At 42.1% G+C, this 17,307-nt stretch carries 18 protein-coding genes; 6 read left to right on the top strand and 12 right to left on the bottom strand.

The window, feature by feature from the left end:
• From RIL182_RS20850 to RIL182_RS20820, 7 genes are all read right to left on the bottom strand, one after another.
• The gene (locus tag RIL182_RS20850) at nucleotides 1-1,014 is read right to left on the bottom strand and encodes a sensor histidine kinase (RefSeq protein WP_006858429.1); all 1,014 of its coding nucleotides are present in this window, start codon (nucleotides 1,012-1,014) and stop codon (nucleotides 1-3) included.
• Nucleotides 1,011-1,679: a response regulator transcription factor gene (locus tag RIL182_RS20845; protein ID WP_006858428.1), complete on the bottom strand. Its 669-nt coding sequence runs from the start codon at nucleotides 1,677-1,679 to the stop codon at nucleotides 1,011-1,013. Before RIL182_RS20845 ends, RIL182_RS20850 begins: the two co-directional genes overlap by 4 nt.
• Nucleotides 1,680-1,787: 108 nt before the next feature.
• Nucleotides 1,788-2,534, bottom strand: coding sequence for a DUF6040 family protein (locus tag RIL182_RS20840; RefSeq protein WP_006858470.1), 747 nt, complete (start codon nucleotides 2,532-2,534; stop codon nucleotides 1,788-1,790).
• Nucleotides 2,473-4,194, bottom strand: coding sequence for a MobA/MobL family protein (locus RIL182_RS20835; RefSeq protein ID WP_134523471.1), 1,722 nt, complete (start codon nucleotides 4,192-4,194; stop codon nucleotides 2,473-2,475). The genes RIL182_RS20840 and RIL182_RS20835 overlap by 62 nt, the downstream gene beginning before the upstream one ends.
• The gene (locus RIL182_RS20830; RefSeq protein WP_015529843.1) at nucleotides 4,151-4,522 is read right to left on the bottom strand and encodes a hypothetical protein; all 372 of its coding nucleotides are present in this window, start codon (nucleotides 4,520-4,522) and stop codon (nucleotides 4,151-4,153) included. The genes RIL182_RS20835 and RIL182_RS20830 overlap by 44 nt, the downstream gene beginning before the upstream one ends.
• Nucleotides 4,522-4,836, bottom strand: a complete 315-nt coding sequence (locus RIL182_RS20825) for a hypothetical protein (RefSeq protein WP_006859613.1) — start codon at nucleotides 4,834-4,836, stop codon at nucleotides 4,522-4,524. The genes RIL182_RS20830 and RIL182_RS20825 overlap by 1 nt, the downstream gene beginning before the upstream one ends.
• Before the next feature lie 140 nt (nucleotides 4,837-4,976).
• Nucleotides 4,977-5,207: a helix-turn-helix domain-containing protein gene (locus RIL182_RS20820; RefSeq protein WP_004843519.1), complete on the bottom strand. Its 231-nt coding sequence runs from the start codon at nucleotides 5,205-5,207 to the stop codon at nucleotides 4,977-4,979.
• Between the two features lie 171 nt (nucleotides 5,208-5,378).
• Between RIL182_RS20820 and RIL182_RS20815 the strand changes: the two genes are divergently transcribed.
• The 3 genes from RIL182_RS20815 (at nucleotide 5,379) to RIL182_RS20805 (ending at nucleotide 8,830) form a co-directional block, all read left to right on the top strand.
• Nucleotides 5,379-6,008, top strand: a complete 630-nt coding sequence (locus RIL182_RS20815) for a helix-turn-helix domain-containing protein (RefSeq protein WP_015529844.1) — start codon at nucleotides 5,379-5,381, stop codon at nucleotides 6,006-6,008.
• A gap of 86 nt (nucleotides 6,009-6,094) precedes the next feature.
• Complete coding sequence (locus RIL182_RS20810; RefSeq protein ID WP_006859611.1) at nucleotides 6,095-7,390, top strand: tyrosine-type recombinase/integrase; 1,296 nt, start codon at nucleotides 6,095-6,097, stop codon at nucleotides 7,388-7,390.
• A gap of 855 nt (nucleotides 7,391-8,245) precedes the next feature.
• On the top strand, nucleotides 8,246-8,830 hold the full coding sequence (locus RIL182_RS20805; RefSeq protein ID WP_006859609.1) for a ParB/RepB/Spo0J family partition protein: 585 nt from the start codon (nucleotides 8,246-8,248) through the stop codon (nucleotides 8,828-8,830).
• 291 nt (nucleotides 8,831-9,121) lie between these two features.
• Here the strand turns inward: RIL182_RS20805 and RIL182_RS20800 are convergent, their stop codons facing one another.
• Both RIL182_RS20800 and RIL182_RS20795 read right to left on the bottom strand, forming a co-directional pair.
• Entirely contained in the window at nucleotides 9,122-10,744 is a 1,623-nt protein-coding gene (locus tag RIL182_RS20800) for a glycoside hydrolase family 43 protein (protein ID WP_006859607.1), read from the bottom strand.
• A 77-nt stretch (nucleotides 10,745-10,821) separates the two neighbouring features.
• Entirely contained in the window at nucleotides 10,822-11,007 is a 186-nt protein-coding gene (locus RIL182_RS20795; RefSeq protein WP_006859606.1) for a flagellin, read from the bottom strand.
• Between RIL182_RS20795 and RIL182_RS20790 the strand changes: the two genes are divergently transcribed.
• Nucleotides 11,001-11,150: a TipAS antibiotic-recognition domain-containing protein gene (locus tag RIL182_RS20790; RefSeq protein ID WP_006859605.1), complete on the top strand. Its 150-nt coding sequence runs from the start codon at nucleotides 11,001-11,003 to the stop codon at nucleotides 11,148-11,150. The genes RIL182_RS20795 and RIL182_RS20790 overlap by 7 nt on opposite strands.
• A 374-nt stretch (nucleotides 11,151-11,524) precedes the next feature.
• Nucleotides 11,525-11,746: an aldo/keto reductase gene (locus RIL182_RS20785; RefSeq protein ID WP_006859604.1), complete on the top strand. Its 222-nt coding sequence runs from the start codon at nucleotides 11,525-11,527 to the stop codon at nucleotides 11,744-11,746.
• A 96-nt stretch (nucleotides 11,747-11,842) separates the two neighbouring features.
• On the opposite strand, the gene RIL182_RS20780 is transcribed toward RIL182_RS20785, so the two are convergent.
• The 3 genes from RIL182_RS20780 to RIL182_RS20770 all read right to left on the bottom strand — a co-directional run bounded on the left by RIL182_RS20780 (nucleotide 11,843) and on the right by RIL182_RS20770 (nucleotide 15,841).
• Nucleotides 11,843-13,039: a serine hydrolase domain-containing protein gene (locus RIL182_RS20780; RefSeq protein WP_006859603.1), complete on the bottom strand. Its 1,197-nt coding sequence runs from the start codon at nucleotides 13,037-13,039 to the stop codon at nucleotides 11,843-11,845.
• A gap of 86 nt (nucleotides 13,040-13,125) precedes the next feature.
• Nucleotides 13,126-14,289 carry a serine hydrolase domain-containing protein gene (locus RIL182_RS20775; protein ID WP_044999690.1) on the bottom strand — a complete coding sequence of 388 codons (1,164 nt, stop codon included), beginning with the start codon at nucleotides 14,287-14,289 and terminating at the stop codon, nucleotides 13,126-13,128.
• Between the two features lie 97 nt (nucleotides 14,290-14,386).
• Nucleotides 14,387-15,841 carry an MATE family efflux transporter gene (locus tag RIL182_RS20770; RefSeq protein ID WP_015521711.1) on the bottom strand — a complete coding sequence of 485 codons (1,455 nt, stop codon included), beginning with the start codon at nucleotides 15,839-15,841 and terminating at the stop codon, nucleotides 14,387-14,389.
• 145 nt (nucleotides 15,842-15,986) lie between these two features.
• On the opposite strand from RIL182_RS20770, the gene RIL182_RS20765 reads away from it, so the two are divergent.
• Nucleotides 15,987-17,288 (top strand): transposase, encoded by a 1,302-nt coding sequence (locus tag RIL182_RS20765; protein WP_006857610.1) that lies wholly within the window; start codon nucleotides 15,987-15,989, stop codon nucleotides 17,286-17,288.
• The last annotated feature ends 19 nt before the right edge of the window (nucleotides 17,289-17,307 follow it).

Here is a 17,307-nt window from a genome sequence, read left to right as displayed (position 1 = left end):
TCAGCCCTGCACTCCGATAATAAAATCATTCATTTGAAAGATAAGTGAAATCGTTGTTCCTCTGTTTTCGGAATAAGCAGTAAGCCCTATTCCCAGTTTATCACATAGACGCTTGCAAAGATATAAGCCAATTCCAGTAGAATTTTTCCCGGTTCGCCCATTCTGACCTGTAAATCCTTTTTCAAAAATACGGGGTAAATCACTTTTAGGAATACCTATCCCATTATCGCTGATAGATAGCACAATCTTGTCATTCGTTTTTGTTGCCCCAAAGTGCAAAATAGGCTGCTCTGCATGGTATTTGATTGCATTACCGATAATCTGATTTAAGATGAACCGCACCCATTTTTCATCGGTATAAACTTTTGTTTCTATATCGTCTATCTGAATTGACATATTGCTTTGACGCAAAAGATACTTATTATCTGCGATTGCACTATGCACAACATCGCATAAATTGACTTCACGGACAGAATAGTCTTTTTCAGCGTGTTCACTCCGGGCATAGTAAAGTGCCTGTTCTGTATATTGGTTGATATTCTCTAACTCTGCCAATACCTCTCTGGAAAAGGGAGAACGGTTATTCTCACACAGCAGCTTCATCGCTGTAATTGGTGTTTTTACTTCGTGTATCCATTGTTCAATGTATTCTTTATATTCCCTGCGTTCCCTCTGTACTTCGCCAATCCGTTCCAACATAGATTTTTCAGCCATTTTCATAATCTGGTAAAAAACCTGTTCATCAGCCCTTTCCGGCACTTGCATGATTTCCGGCAATAAATATCGTTCTTCTAATTGCTCCGTCATATTGAGCAATTTATTCAGATATTTTTTTCGTGAGAAATAAAATGCCAGCAAAGATAAAACAAGGACAATCGACCAGACTGCAAAAATAAACAGGACTGTTTGGATAGGATTATCGCTTGCAATCAGGAACAAAGCAAGGACAAGCATACCCAGCAGATTGATTAAAATAACGGGGAGTTGATTTTTCAAATATTGTTTTCCACTCATAATGTATATCCTTGCCTGTGTTTTGTTTTAATGAAATCTACAAGTCCGATTGCTGCCAGTTTGTCGCGAATACGGGTAATATTGACACTTAGGGCGTTATCATCAACATAAAGCTGATTGTCCCAAAGAAAATCCACAATATCATTTCTGGAACAGATTTTTCCGGAGTTCTTAAAAAGGTAGTAGAGGATTTTCAATTCATTCTTTGTCAATTCTGCTTTCTGTCCTTTGTACTCTATCATGCTACTCTCCAAATGCAGGGTAGCTTCTCTCCACATATAAATTTCTGTTTGAGGGGAACGGTAGGCTTTCTTTAACAATGCAGCAATTTTAGCAAGAAGAATAGCGGGATTATAAGGCTTTGTGATAAACGCATCTCCACCCAGCATAATGCTGTTCAGTTCGTCCATATCTGTATTGCTGCTTGTTACAAATACAATCGGAATATCTGAAAAGGTGCGAATCCCCGAGCATATTTCAAAACCGTTATTCCCCGGAAGTTTTATATCCAGAATAACCAGATGTGGCGCAGCTTCTTTTAACTGCTCTATTGTTTTGGAAAAATCCGTAACTGCAAATACTTCATATCCATTCCCAGACAAAAGAGTTTTAAGCTGTGTTTGTATCGTAAAATCATCTTCAATGATTAGTATTTTTTCCTTCATAGAGATACCTCCCTGACACTTTATTATACTGTATCAGAGAGGTTTTCTCAATCGTATTATTGAATGGGAATTTTAGAATGATTTTGTACATAGCTTTGTAAAAAATGCTTAATAGTTTCTTTTCTCAAGGTACGATTCTAAATAACACCTAAGTCCAACATATGCGCCCTGCAAAAGTACAAAAAGCAATAGAAGATTTACTGACAGTGCTTTTTTGATTGCTTCTCCAAAATAAATGATGACAGCAGCACTTGTCAGTATCATCAGTAGAGTAATGACATCCCAACACTTTTCCCTATATAATTCTATAACCTTTATTTCTATCAGTATCGCCAGTATCCCTGTTCCTGCCACACATATTCCTACAATCAATATTAGCAATATCCAATATACCATTCCGGCTATAAAAGGATTTGGAATTTTTGTGCTAATCTGTGCCACAGATTGCCCGACCTCAATCGTCCAACCGATAAAAGTTTGTATGAATGACGCTGCATCATGGAAGAATGATTTGCAATCGGAAAGGAGCACATCTGACTGTACTGCCTGAAAAAGAGTGGTTGTCAGCGAATACCATGCAAGAAGGAACAAGGTTGTTTGGAACATTACCGTTTTTGCTTTATATTGTCCTGCAAGTCGCTCTTTTTGTGTTTCGTATTTTGCTTTTGCATTCTGATAGTCTGTCCGGTCACAGGCTTCACATTTTTCATAGAGTACCGGCTTTTCTACCGGTATCTCTACGATTTTCTGATGTGTCCGGGCATAATCCCGTTGTTGTGTTAAGCATCGTATTTTATCTTGACATTCCCCTATCGTGACGTTTGCGCTTCGCAGCTTCTCTTTCTCGTTCCGCAATGCTCTGTCTGCTAGCTTCAAGTCGTTCTTTAATGCTTGAATATTCCCGGCTCTGTTCTCTTTGTTTAATTTCTCGTTCAAGGTCAGAGATTCGTTGAGCTGCGTCTTTAGTTCCACGATAAGCTGGTCTTTCTGTTCCAGTTCTTCTTGTATCTCCTCGGTCAAGAGGAGAAGTTCTTCCAACTGTTCGGCGTTCTTTGATTCTCTGGATTCGTTCATCTATATCACGTCCTTTCTCTATCTGCTGTTCCAGTTCAGCAATTCGGTGTTCTGTTTCAGTAATAAACTGTTTTCGCTGTTCAGCTTCTGTACCAATTTCTGCCATTGCTGATTTTCGTTTTCCAAAAGTTCTATCTTCGTTTTCTGTTCTTCCATCTTGGAAAGCAGTTCCTCGGTATTTGGCAAAATGTTGAGCAGCTCGGATAACTCGCTGTTTAATTTTTGCAATTTCTGATTCTGTTCCTGCATAAGAGAGAGTTGGGTGTCCCGGTTCTGCATTTCCAGAATCATTTCTGCCATTAAGGTCTGCTGTTCTTCGATTTGCCCAATCATGGATTCCATTAAGGGTATAATTTCCCGGCTTTCTTCTAATGTCATTTAATCGCTCCTTCCATAATGATAATGCACCCGATACTTTTCCAAAGGTGTCCAGTATCTTTTGCAATAACGTGTTTTGTTGTTTTATGATTTGATTTTCCGCTACTTTCCACGAACCTTTTATTTCCTGCCCGGCAAGAACCTTTTGTTCAATCTTTCTTGCGTCAGCGCCTTCATGGATGGTAGGAATCTGGAGTTTTCCCTGTTTTTCATAAGAACGGTGATCGACCTGATTATGCAAAGGAAGATGTTCATTACACACCTTTGCCCATTCACTCCGCCACAGTTCACAATTTTTTGGATTGTTCCATCCGGTAGCATCGGTCAGCACCCGTTTCCATTGCAGGCGGTTTCTTGCACCCATCTTCTGAATTCCGTTTTCGTCTAATACAGGGATACGGATTCCATGACGGTCAGGGTTTTTCTTATCCTGCCACCAGTTCGGATGGGATTCATCAATCACGATATTTCCGTTTTTATCTCTGAGAAAATCCCAATCCTTGACTTCTTTCTTTCCCCAAGAATGATCCGGGTTAAAAGGACGCATAGTCAGAAGCAGATGGACATGGGGGTTGCCATCCCCTTTATCGTGGATACTCCAATCAGCACACATTCCTCTATCTACAAAAGTTTTTTGAATATAGTCAGTTGTATATTGAATTTGTTCCTGTCTGTTCCATTCTTTGGGAAGGGCAAATTCAAATGACCTGCCAAGTTGGGCATCTGCATTTTTTTCAATCTTCAATACCTCATTCCATAACCTTTGTTTCTGAAATGTGATTTTAAATTTTTCTAAAGCAGCTTCTTTATCTTCTGATCTTTTGTATCGGACAGATTTTTGAAAGCGTTTTATATTTTCTTCTGGTACTATCTGCCATTCAGGAGGTGCGTTTTCACACATCATCAGCCGAGTGTAGACCACTTCTTTTTTAGAAGTGTAATAACTGATTCTCCCGGTTTCCTCGTTTTTCATCACATCCCCATTGAGATATGCGGAAGCGGAGATAACAGATTTCCCTTTACTTCGTCCGACTATTTTGACTGTGTAATGAAAAATCGCCATGTCTGGATTCCTCCTTTCTGCACATCCGGCATAGATTTCCGGCAACATTGCTTTCGGTTTTAGGAAAAGCAGCATTGCCGGAACGCCCTCTGCGTAAGAGTGCCCTGCGCATAGCAGCCTGCATGGAATGCGCCTCTCTGGCGAAGAGTGCCTCCTGCGGCATGAGCAGGTCTGGCTGAAAGCCCCGCCGACGGAACGAGCCCGGCAAGCGTGAACGCAGACCGGTTGCCACTTGTGGCAAACTTATTGGGACGACCTCTGGTTGTCCATAAGTGCGCCCTTCATGAAAAAGCAATGAAGGGAATGAAAAACTCATCCCCTCCGCCATTACACTTCCTCCATATCGGTATTGACTTCTTTCTGCATTGCCTTTGAGAAAAATTTCCCGTTGGCTTCCTGCCTTTTCAGAAAACCAATCAGCTTTGGGATGTCTTCTTCCTCAATAGGCGCACCGAGAACGGATTCCACCGCACCGCCAATCTGACAGAGCCTATGGGTTCGTTTTTTACTTTCTTCGGCTTTCTTTCGCTTCAGAAGTTCTTTCTTCTGTGCCGCATATCGTTTCGCCTTTTCAAGGCTTTCCTGCTCTTTCTTTTCCATTTCAAGCATTCGTGCTTCATAACTTTTTGTTGATTTTGCCATTCTTACATTCTCCTTTCCTTCACAAACATAAGTTCTTGGTTGCGTATCAGAAGAAGCACATGGTATAATCTTCTTGCGTGTAGGTATATCATGGCTTCGGTCTGATAGAACCTTTGGCGGTTTCTTGGGAAGCCGCCTTTTTAATTTGCCGCAGTTCTTGTTACGGCTTTTACATTTCCTCTATCCCTCAAATCACGACCTTCATTCGCTTCCATAAACATTTCCAGAATATCGGTTTTAATCAGGACTTTACGACCAACCTTTAATACCGGAAGTTTCTTCCATTCTACAAGCTGTCTTAAGGTGTTTCTGCCGATTCCCGTATAGTCGGCAGCTTCTTCGATGGATAATGCAATTTTTCTTTGCGTCATATAATCACCTCCTTATAAATTGCATTATGCAATTCCTGTGATGTAAGTATATCCTTTTCACATCTTTTTGTCAAGCGTTACGAAATGTTAAAAATAAATATTGCATTGCATATTGCAATTTCGGAAAAACAATGCTATAATTCATACATACCGAAAAAGGAGGCAGTCAGCATGAAAGATAAAGAATTACGCAAGTTGATAGGCAGCAGAATAAAACAGCGCCGTCTGGAATTGAATCTGACACAGCCTTATGTCGCAGAGAAGATGGGAGTTACCGCTTCTACAATCCTGCGTTATGAGAATGGTTCGATTGACAATACGAAAAAAATGGTGCTGGAAGGTCTTTCGGAAGCACTCCATGTATCTGTGGAATGGCTCAAAGGGGAAACAGATGAATATGAAACCGACATTACGGATAAGAGAGAATTACAGATTCGTGATGCGATGGGAGATATTCTGGAACAGTTACCGCTTGCCCTTACCAAAGAAGAAGATGCTTTTTCAAAAGATTTATTACTGCTGATGTTAAAACAATATGGTCTGTTTTTGGATTCCTTCCAGTTCGCCTGCAAAAACTTCAAGGGAAATGCTGGTCAGACGGATATTGCCAAAACAATAGGGTTTGAATCGAATGAGGAATATAATGAGATTATGTTCTTAAGGGAAATCACTCATACCATCAATGCTTTTAATGAGATGGCAGACATTGTAAGGCTCTATTCCAAGAAACCAAAAACAGCAGAACAAAGGCTTGCAAATCTTTTATCAGAAGTCTTATACGAAGATTCCGAATCGGTATAGTAAGACAACCGGAGTTATGATATACTTACACGCACGAAGCATTTCATCAGTTCCGATTGTCTAATATCGAAAGGAGACATACGATTATGGCAAAAGGATCTGTAAGAAAAAAAGGAAAGAAATGGTACTACCGCTTCTATGTAGAGGACGCAAGCGGCAATCTTGTTCAGAAAGAATGCGTTGGAACAGAAAGCAAAAGTGAAACTGAAAAACTGCTCCGTCAGGCAATGGATGATTATGAGAAAAAGAAATTTGTTGCCAAAGCGGATAATCTCACAGTCGGACAGCTTTTGGATGTGTGGGCAGAGGAGGAATTAAAAACAGGTACGCTCAGCAATGGTACGGTGGAGAATTACCTCGGAACAATCCGAAATATTAAGAAACACCCATTGGCAGAACGTAAACTGAAAAATGTAACCTCTGAACATTTGCAATCTTTCTTCGATTTGCTTTCCTTCGGGGGAGTTCATCCCGATGGAAAAGAGAGAAAGGGTTACAGCAAAGATTACATCCATTCTTTTTCCGCAGTCATGCAGCAATCATTCCGCTTTGCAGTATTTCCAAAGCAGTATATTACGTTCAATCCTATGCAGTATATTAAACTGCGGTATCAGACGGATGAAGTGGATTTGTTTTCTGATGAGGATATGGACGGAAATGTCCAACCAATTTCACGAGAAGATTATGAAAGACTGCTTGCTTATCTGCAAAAAAAGAACCCAGCCGCAATACTTCCAATCCAGATAGCCTATTATGCCGGGCTTCGTATTGGAGAAGCCTGTGGTTTGGCATGGCAGGACGTAAATCTGGAAGAACAATGCCTTACCATAAGACGCAGCATCCGATATGATGGCTCAAAGCGCAAATATATCATCGGACCAACCAAGCGGAAAAAAGTAAGGGTTGTTGATTTTGGAGATACACTGGTAGAGATTTTCCGTAATGCCCGGAAAGAGCAGTTAAAAAATCGAATGCAGTACGAAGAACTTTATCACACGAACTACTACAAAGAGGTCAAAGAGAAAAACAGAGTGTACTACGAATATTATTGCTTAGACAGAACGCAGGAAGTCCCGGCAGATTATAAAGAAATTTCTTTTGTCTGCTTAAGACCGGATGGTTGTCTGGAACTTCCGACTACTTTGGGGACGGTATGCAGAAAGGTGGCAAAAGCATTAGAGGGATTTGAAGGCTTTCATTTCCACCAGTTACGTCACACCTATACAAGCAACCTTTTAGCAAATGGAGCAGCCCCAAAAGATGTACAGGAATTGTTGGGACACTCAGATGTCAGTACCACAATGAACGTCTATGCTCACTCCACAAGAGATGCGAAACGAAAATCGGTTCGGCTTCTTGATAAAGTGGTAGGCAATGACTAAAAAATTTCCCTTATTTCCCTTGTGATTATCTCATAAGGGCAAAAATAAGGGAAACTACATATCATTTCACTAATGAACAGGCGGGAAAGCCTGTAAAATAGGGAAAGTTAGAGGAATAATTATATAAATTCAAGTTTGTAAAACTGATGGAATAAAAAAATGTAAAGCTGGGAGCATTAGCTTACGGCTTTTATAGTTAAAGCAAATAGAAGTAAATAATGGTCAAAAAACAATCGACATCCGACCTCGTACACGTTATAATATAAGTAATCTAATAAGAAAACAGTGTTATCATTACTGCATTGCTAAATGAGAATGGTAGCCATAAATATGAATTCGTAGGAACGGAATGGTTGAACCCTCAGGGTGACAATGTCACTCATTTGTCAGCGAGAGGTGCTTAACTTAGATGATTTTCAGTTTTCTTATTTTGACATGGATTTACAGGAAGGGTAGAAAAATCAATGATTTCATTGACTTATCTTAACTCAAAATAATATAAGTTTCCAACGGGGACTTGAACTCCTAAGACTCTATTGTAGGTTCGATTCCTATAGGAGACGCTCATTTTTAGCGGTAATGAAGACAAAATCATTGCCGCTTTTTTCATGCTTTTTTTTGATTTTGATGGCAAATTTGTCAGCGAAAATGAAATCTTGTCATCAGGATTTATTTTTCAGATCGTCACACGGAGAGATAAGGCACAATGTAGGATAAGAATTGGGGTGTAAATCAGAGTAAAAGTAACACTATTTTCTTGCCTGGTATAAGTCCTGTCGGAAGAGTCCGTTCAGATTAGATAATAACAATCTATTCTGGACGGGCTTTTTTACGTTCAGGGAAAGAAAGTTGCCTATGGCAGAAAAAACAGAATTATTGGAAGAAGATGAAAAAGTAGTTGAGATTGAGCTGGAAAGATTGAGAGGATTTGAAAATCATCCATTCAAGGTCAGGGCAGACAGCCAGATGATTGAATTACAGGAGAGTATCAAAAAGTATGGTATCTTAAATCCTTTAATAGTAAGACCGAAGAAAGATGGATGTTATGAGATTATATCCGGGCACCGAAGAAAATTTGCTGCTGAGAAAATAGGATATAGAAGGGTTCCTGTGATAATACGAGTCCTTAAAGATGATGAAGCTGTTGTATTAATGGTTGATTCAAACCTACAAAGAGAAATGATCAGCCCAAGTGAAAAAGCATTTGCTTATAAGATGAAGTACGAAGCAATCAAACGAAAAGCCGGAAGAAGAAAATGTGGTCAGGTGGACCATAATTTAGGAAAGAAGAGTATTGAGCTGATCGGAGAGGAATGTGGGGACAGTCCAAAACAGGTTCAGCTTCACAGATTTTTCCCAGTCACTTATACAGCAGAGCAAATGAGGCGGGAAATATTGGAAATGTTGAAATTAAATATGAAAAAATATTGGGATGCGTAAAGGAGAAAAGGATTATGTGTAAAGTAATAGCAGTCTCGTCCTCTGGGTTCTCGCCAATTATATCTTTGCCGTGATCTCACACCTGCGCGCTTCATTTCCGGCAGTTCTTCTGCTCTCCGTGCGCCTGATGGCAGGTCACATCAAAGAAAATTTCATCTTATTATTTACAATGGCCGGCGCCTGCCTCATCGTCTTCCTGGTTCCCGGACTTTTCGTCCTTTTTCCCGGAATCCTCTGCGGCATCGCCAGCCATCTGATTGAGCCTGGTTAAAAAAAGGCTCTTGCTATTGATTAATCCAGTTCTTTATAGTCAAAACTGCGGAATTCTGCTGTCTGATCGTATCCGGAGTAGTCCACGCATGCCATGCCGACAAATGCTCCGGTGAAGAATCCACCGTATGACTGGAGTACGTAATCATCGGACAATACAGCGGCATCTAGTGTGCCCGGAATCTCTGTATAGTTCTTTCCGTCAAAGGAATACTCGTAGCTGTAAGACTGCTTTCTTACTTTTGTGCGAAGCCATACAAATTCAACATCATCCGGTACAGGAATCGCATCGTCGCGAAGGAACGAACGATAGCCGCCACGATTGCACTCTGCCACTTCGATCACGCGGCCATTTTTCTCATTCCACGTAACGAAAGCGAATGACCAGTGCTTATCATTGTAAAAATTTGTCAATCCAGCCATCTGCTGATAGTTGAACGGATCAAATTTCACTTTCACTTCGGCATCAAAGTTAAATGCCTGCCAGCGTTTAGCCACCAACGAAAGCTCATGCTTATTGCTGAGGGATCCTTTTCCGACCAATGTCAGCCTGCCATCCCCTGTCGTACCCATTTCCTCGGTAAATGGTACGCGGAGGGTATTCCACTCATCATGAAGTTTTGGTGTGTCAAATTCATCATGCATCGAATGATCTGCCGGTGCTTCTGTCAAGATTGCATCTTTCGGTGCATCCACAAGCACTTTTCCGCCATGTCCGCCCTCGATACGCGGCCAGCCTTCTTCATCCCAGTATACTTTCTGAATTGCCGTCTCACGGCCAAGCGGACACCAGCCGCGTGGGTCGATCGAACTTTCATTTTCGTGGTTCCACGGTCTTCCACACAAACTTGCATAATACCACTCACCGCCGGGAGTCTCTACGAGAGCACCATGTCCCTGCTTCTGGATCTCAAGTTCCGGCGTATCAAAGTTTGTAATAAACGGATCGCCAGGCTCTGTCTCAAAACTCAACGCATCTAACGTCTTTGAACGAGCTACTACTTCCTGATGTGTCCAAACGGTTCCACCCTGTGCAGCAAACAGATAATAATATCCGTTGATCTTATACAAATGTGGTCCCTCAACCAGTTTAACGTCCGTTCCGGCGTAGATCGTACGTGCTGTCTCCGGTTTTAATTTCATTGTATCTGTGTCAAATTCTGTCACTGTAATACCGTCAAAAGCATGGTGGTATTCGCGATGATCCCATGTCTGCTGAACAAGGTATTTGCGTCCGTCATCATCATGGAACAACGATGCGTCAAATCCCACACCATTGACACGGATCGGATCCGACCATGGTCCGCGGATATCTTCTGCCGTCGTCAGATAATTGATCATATCTTTGAACGGTCCTTCGGTTACTTTTACATCCGTATAAATCAGCCAGAATTTTCCATCTGCATAGGAAAGATCCGGCGCCCAGATACCTCCCGATGACGGATTTCCTTTCATATCAAGCAATGTCGTCGTGGACAATGCGGATGGAAGAAGATTCCAATGTACTAAATCTTTTGACTCGTGCAGACGAACTCCCGGAAACCACTCAAACGTAGAGTTCGCAATGTAATATGTATCATCCACACGGATAATGGATGGATCTGCATTAAATCCCGGCAAAACCGGATTTTTAATCTGCAACATAACTGTATGCCTCCTTATTGTTAATCTATCTCTATCATACAGGAAAATGGGGGGTTTGCAAAGGGAAAAAGAAGAATTTATTCATCCTCTGCCTGAGCAAGCATGGAAGTAGCTGCCTGCTGCAAGATGCTCTCTTTCGAGAATCTTGTCATCTCATCTGCCATATCAGTATCACGGATACGGGATTCAGCGGACTGCAGGTTCTCAGATGTGTTGTCATCAACTTTGACAGTGTACTCAAGACGGTTCTGAATCAATGTCACTTACAGGTCATTTTTATACATGTTCTGATAAAATTTTATGCGGTCTTGGAAGAATGTATGTCGGTGGAGGAGAACTTACGGAAAATATTGATGATGTTGGAATGGTAGCCATATATATGAATCCGCTGGAACGGAATGGCTGAACCCTCAGGGTGACAATGTCAGCGGTTTGACAGCGAAAACCATTTTTCTCAGACGATTTTAAGTTTTCTTATTTTGACATGGAATTACAGAATAGTTAGAAAAATCAAGGCTTTCCTTGACTTGGATTAACTTAGAATTATATATGTTTCCAAGGTGGATTCGAGCTCCTAAGCACTAGTTGAGGGTTCGATTCCCGCAGGGAACATCGATTTTTTTGCAGCAATGATCGTAAAAATTCATTGTTGCATTTTTTATTTTATGGGGCTTGCGAGCACCGAAAAGACAAAATGGGCACCGAGAACTAAATCTATTCAAGCACCCAATGGAGATAACTAAAGTGTAGGATAAGATTTAGGTTATCAATGAATGTCCAATGCTTGGACTAGGAACTTTTATGTTATCACCAGAGGATGCCTACACAAGTACATTAGAGGCATTAAAAATGGGATATTCCCTAATTGATACAGCAAATGCTTATGTAAATGAGCGTGCAGTTGGAAGAGCAATCAAGGATAGTGGAATTGACAGAAAAAATATATTTACCATAATAATACGAAGAAGTATTTTGAATTTCAGCAATAAGTACAGAAGATAAATAGAAAAAGAGCTTCCACGCATGTTCTGTAGTAGAACTGCGTGGAAGCTCTTTTTCTGTAAGGAGGGAACTATAAAAAAGAATTATTGGTAAAGTTTACAGGCATCCGTAAGCAACTTCACGCATTCTTAAATGGTGATATTGTTCGAGGTTTGGCTGCAGATTGTGCATATATACAATGGAAAGTCCGGTTTCCGGATCACATTCTGCCCAGGTTCCGGAGCCACCGGTCCAGCCAAACTGACCGAGCATGCCATTGTGCTGACCTTCGTAGCGGTTCATCAGGGTACGCATACCATATCCGTAACCGTATCCGGCCAGATAGTCATTGGAGAAATCTTCCTTTATCATAGTTGGAGTCAGGGTATTCGTACGGATCAGATCTATGGTTTTTCTTCCGAGAATATGTTCTCCATTGTGTATGCCACCGTTTGCCAGCATCTGCATCAACTTTGTGTAGTCACGACAGTTGGTAATGACGCGGGCAAAGCCGGGAACCGTTCCAAGAGGCCCGACAAAGGAAGCTTCGTGTACTTTATCCGGAACGGTCAGACAGTCAGGATCGGCAAGGGTTTTGCCAGGTTTCAGGTAATAATTTTTTACAAGCCGTGATTCAAGGTCTCCGAACAGGAAATTTGCGGAACTGTCCATATCCAGAGGCTCAAACAGCATTTCTTTGATGACCTGTTCTGCTGGCTTGTCACAGAGTACTTCTAAGAGACCGGCGGTCAGCTCGCTGGCAAAACCATAAAGAAAGCGGGTTCCAGGTTCGAAAGCAAGGGGAACCCTTGCAGCAGCTTTAATCTGGTCGCGCAGAGTGAAGTAACCGTTGGCACGCAAAGCTTTCATTTCATCCGCCATTGCTTTTGCAGTTGGGTGATGAACCGGGATGCCTCCTATGATCATTTCGTAAGGAAGACCGCAGGTCATATTAAAAATTTGTTTTACTGTGATCGGATGCTCAACAGGAACTTCTTCGAGCGTACCGTTCGGCAGCTGGATGATTTTGGTAGAATGTCGGAACTCCGGAAAATATTCATAGAGCGGATCTGACATTAGGAAACGACCTTGTTCATAAAGCATCATACCGGTTGTATACATTGCAATTTTGGTCAGGGAAGCCTGGCGGAATACATGATCAGCAGTAAGAGGAACGGTATTTTCCTTATCTGCCCAGCCAAAGTAATTTTCATATAGGATTTCTCCTTTTTTGGCGATCATACAACTGCAGTTCGGGAGTCCATCATCTACATATTTCTGTAAAAGGCGATCTAAGTTTTTGAAATCTGACATGTAAAAACCTCATTTCTGCGCATATGCGCGTTTATAAAAACTGGATGCCACCGCATCTTGTGCGGAAGGCGAGGAACAATACGGGATTAAAGTAATCCGTAGGAAGCGGTCCGTACTCTCGGATGATAGTACTGCTCATCATTCGGGATCAGATTGTGCATATAGACAATAGAGAGCCCTTCCGCAGGATCTGCTTCGCACCAGCTTCCGAAGCCGCCGGTCCATCCGAAAGCACCGATGGACCCGTTCAAATCTCCGGCAGCAGGGTCAATGACTGTCCGGAAACCAAGTCCGTAACCATATCCTTTGTCAGGAAAGTCGAGAAGCTGCTCTCTGGTGAGACCATTTGTGCGCATCAGATCAATTGTCGTACTGCTCATGAGCCTTGTCCCGTCATAGACACCACCGCAGGCAAGCATCTGTAAAAGTCTGGAATAATCTTCCACGGAAGAATAAAGTCTTGCCCATCCGGCTTCATTTTCTTTTCCAGGGAGATGCTTTTTATCAAAAAAGTCAGGTCCTGGAACAAGATTTCCATCAAGATCTTTGGCATAGAGTGTGACAAGACGGTTCTTCGTCTGTTCGTCTGGAAAAATCGCAGCAGTGTCTTTCATGCCAAGAGGATCGAAGAGCATCTCTTTGAAAACATCGTTGACAGGTTTGTCGCAGACAGCCTCAATGATTCCGGCGGCGAGCTCACTGGAAAATCCGTAAATCCAGTGCGTGCCCGGATCACAGGCAAGAGGTGCTTTGGACATGGCAGATAAATGTTCTTTCAAAGTGTAAGATCCTTTTTCCCAGAGTGGCTGCATACACTCCTGCATGCCAGTCATGACAAGATCGTGGGTTGGAGCAGCAGAATTACAATAGGGAAGACCGCATTTCATGGACATGACATCACGGATATTGATTGGACGGCTGGTTGGAACGATATCGACATAGCCGTTCGGATGCCTGTCGTAGCGGGTACTTGTCTTCCATTCCGGAAGATAATCTCCAATTGGGTCTGTGAGGAGAAACTTGCCACGTTCATAGAGCATCATCATAACTGTGTAGAGCGGAATTTTGGACATAGATGCCTGACGGAACAGTGTGTCTTTCGTGACAGGTGTTTTGGTGTCGATGTCAGTGACACCGAAATAGCCCTCATAAAGGGTGTTGCCGTACTGGACGACTTTCAGTCCGCAGCCTGGAAGACCGCGTTTTAAGAACCCTTCTAAAAGCTGGTCAATTTGTTTTGCATTTGACATAAAAGATACCTCCATTCATAAATGTGTTAATTTATAATAAAAAAATGTTTGAAATTTCTAAGGTGCTTTGCATACACAACGGTATTTCTGACCGGTGTCAGGCAGCAGCTTTTGTACGCAGCACGGATTCCTTCCACCTGCCAGACTGATAGCGCCATGCAATCAGGGCAGAACGGATGATCTGATCGGTCAGGATAGCAAACCAGGCACCGGGAAGTCCAAGGGAAAATACGTTGATTGCCAGAAGAGCAAGTCCCGGACGGAGCAGCATGACAGTGAAAAATGTCAGCTTTGCAACAAACTTTGTATCACCGGCACCACGGAGTGCACCTGCCACGATAAACTGTGAAGATTGGAATGGCTGGATAAAAGCAACAATCCAGAGAATCTGGATACATAGTGTAATACAGGTTGCGTCGTTCGTGTACAGACCAGAAAGCGGCCTTCCGAATATTACAAAGAGTATACCGAGTGTAATGGCAATTGCCATACCGCACCGCTTGCAGCGTGTGGTATACGCCTGTGCCATGTCAGGTCTTTTTTTTCCAAGGCTTTGTCCGGTTAGCGAGGTCGATGAAATGGAGAATACTTGTCCGTTCATCATAGTAAGGGATTGAATATTCATACAGACCTGATGTGCAGCGAATTCAACTGTTCCAAGGGAAGCAACCGCTTTGGAAAAGATCATAGAACCAATTCGCATCATAAATTGCTCCAGGGCAGCCGGAAGACCGATGGCTGCGATTTCTGCGAGCTCTTTTCTGCTTGGTCTGAAGTCATCATGCAGATTCATATGAATATAACAGCTTTTCTTTGATATGGCGATCACTGCAAGGATACAGGATACAATCTGGCTGATTGTGGTGGCAAGAGAAGCGCCCGCAACCTCAAGGCGTGGAAAGCCTAAATGTCCGTTAATCAGTAAGTAGTTCAGAATCAGGTTTACCAGATTGGCGACTGTGTTATAGTACATGGCTGTTTTGGAATCGCCAATTCCGCGAAGAAGCGCTGTGATGGTCGAGGTCAGGGAAAAGAATACGAATCCTGCCATCTGAATCTGCAAGTAAGCAGTTCCGGCACTTAAAATGTGCCCATCCTTTGCACCCATGAAAAGAACGAGCGGTCTGGCAGTCACAAAACCGACGACAGAAAGCAGGATGCTTAAAGTAAGGTTGAGCAACATTGCCTGTCTGGCATACTTCTGTGCAGCTTCCCGGTTGCCAGAACCTCTTGACTGGGCAACAAGTGCGGTGGAACCGACATTCATCGCCATGACCATTGTCATAAGGATAAACTTTGGCTGTGTCGTGAGGCCTACTGCCGTGATTGCCCATGTACCAAGATTTCCTACCATAATCAGATCGGCCATAGATGTGAAGGAAGACAGAATCAGCTCCACACTCGCTGGTAAGGCAATTTGCAAAATATCCTGATAAACAGCCCGGTTGGTTACGCCGTCTGGAAGCGTATGAGGAATTTTCCCTTTTGCAAGGTCAGCATCTGTTCCGGCGGGCAGATGGTCCAGGACTGTGTTTTTCATACCCTGAGCCATAGATGATCACCTCTTTATTACTAAAATTCTGTAGCCATGAGCAAAACTCCACATACTCAGTATTTATGCATGTTTGCGAGGCATGGCAATCTCTTTTATCACTCCAAATTTATAGTAACAACCAGCTCCAAATGGTATAATTAAGTTGTCAAAATCAATTCACCGAGAGGAGCTGATTGTTATCTATCGTCAAGAAATTTTGAAAGACATCCGTCTTTTCACTTCACAACCAGTTGCAAAGTTTTACGATTCACTTTTTCTGAATCTCGATTTATCCTTTGTCCCTGAATTCTCTAAAACCGGACGAAAAGGCTTTTCCAATCATGCCATGATTTGTTCGTTTATCGTTATGAAATGTGAAGGCTTTTCAATGATTACGGATCTTGTTGATTATCTTAACAACAACCTTCTAATCGCCCATTACTGCGGTTTTGATATTTCTGCTCCGTTGCCTTCTTACTGGACGTTTGATCGTTTTCTAAAACAGCTTGATAACGATGTACTTTCATCCATTATGAAATCCCAGGTTCTTTATCTTTCAAAACAAGGTATTGTTGATACATCTTTTATTGGTTTGGACTCTACTCCGATTGCTGCAAACACTTCACAGAATAATCCTAAATCTTTTCTATCCAACAAATTTAAGCCTGATAACCAGCCCAAAGCAGATACTGATTGCAAACTTGGCGTACATACTGCTTCTAACCAAACAAACGAGAAAAAGTATGAATTCTACTGGGGTTACAAAAACCACGTCCTTGTTGACTGTATTTCAGGTCTTCCCATTTATGAACTGACCACTACCGCCAATGTCCATGATTCCACTGTTGCGCTTGATATTTTGGCTGACACACATACCTTTCTGCCGATAACCGAATGTACCTTCCTTGCTGATAAAGGCTATGATGTTAAAAATATCTATAATCAGGTACAGGAACTCTACCAAGGCGAATGTATTATTCCATTAAACAAACGATCCACCAAAAATCCAAAACTTCTTCCACAGGGAAATCCTGTCTGCGATGCCGGGCTTGCCATGTGGAAGGATGGTAAATTTTCTGATAATGGATGTACACGCCAAAAATTCTGCTGCCCACTAAAATCAAGCAAAGACGCTGATTGTCCCTGCCATCACAAAAATTTTTACAACGGCAAGAAGCATCGCGGCTGTACAAAATACATCACCATTCCCGATGATTTAAGACTCTCCGTCGACAGAGACAGCAAATATTTCAAAAGTAATTACTCTCTTCGTACAGAATGTGAAAGATACAATTCACGTTTCAAAAATACAGGGCAGGAACGTATGTGGGTAAGAAATAAATCATCTGTTACCAACTTGAATACAATTGCCCATATAAGTCTGTTAGCGGTTGCTGTTGCGGCAATCACCACCGGCACAGGGCAATCCTATCGTAAGCTTAAAGCTGTAAAGCGAATCGCATAATAAAGAGCTATTCATATCT

The sequence above is a fragment of the Roseburia intestinalis L1-82 genome, assembly GCF_900537995.1.
Lineage (GTDB): Bacteria > Bacillota > Clostridia > Lachnospirales > Lachnospiraceae > Roseburia > Roseburia intestinalis.
This window is presented reverse-complemented; position numbering and strand designations above follow the sequence as displayed.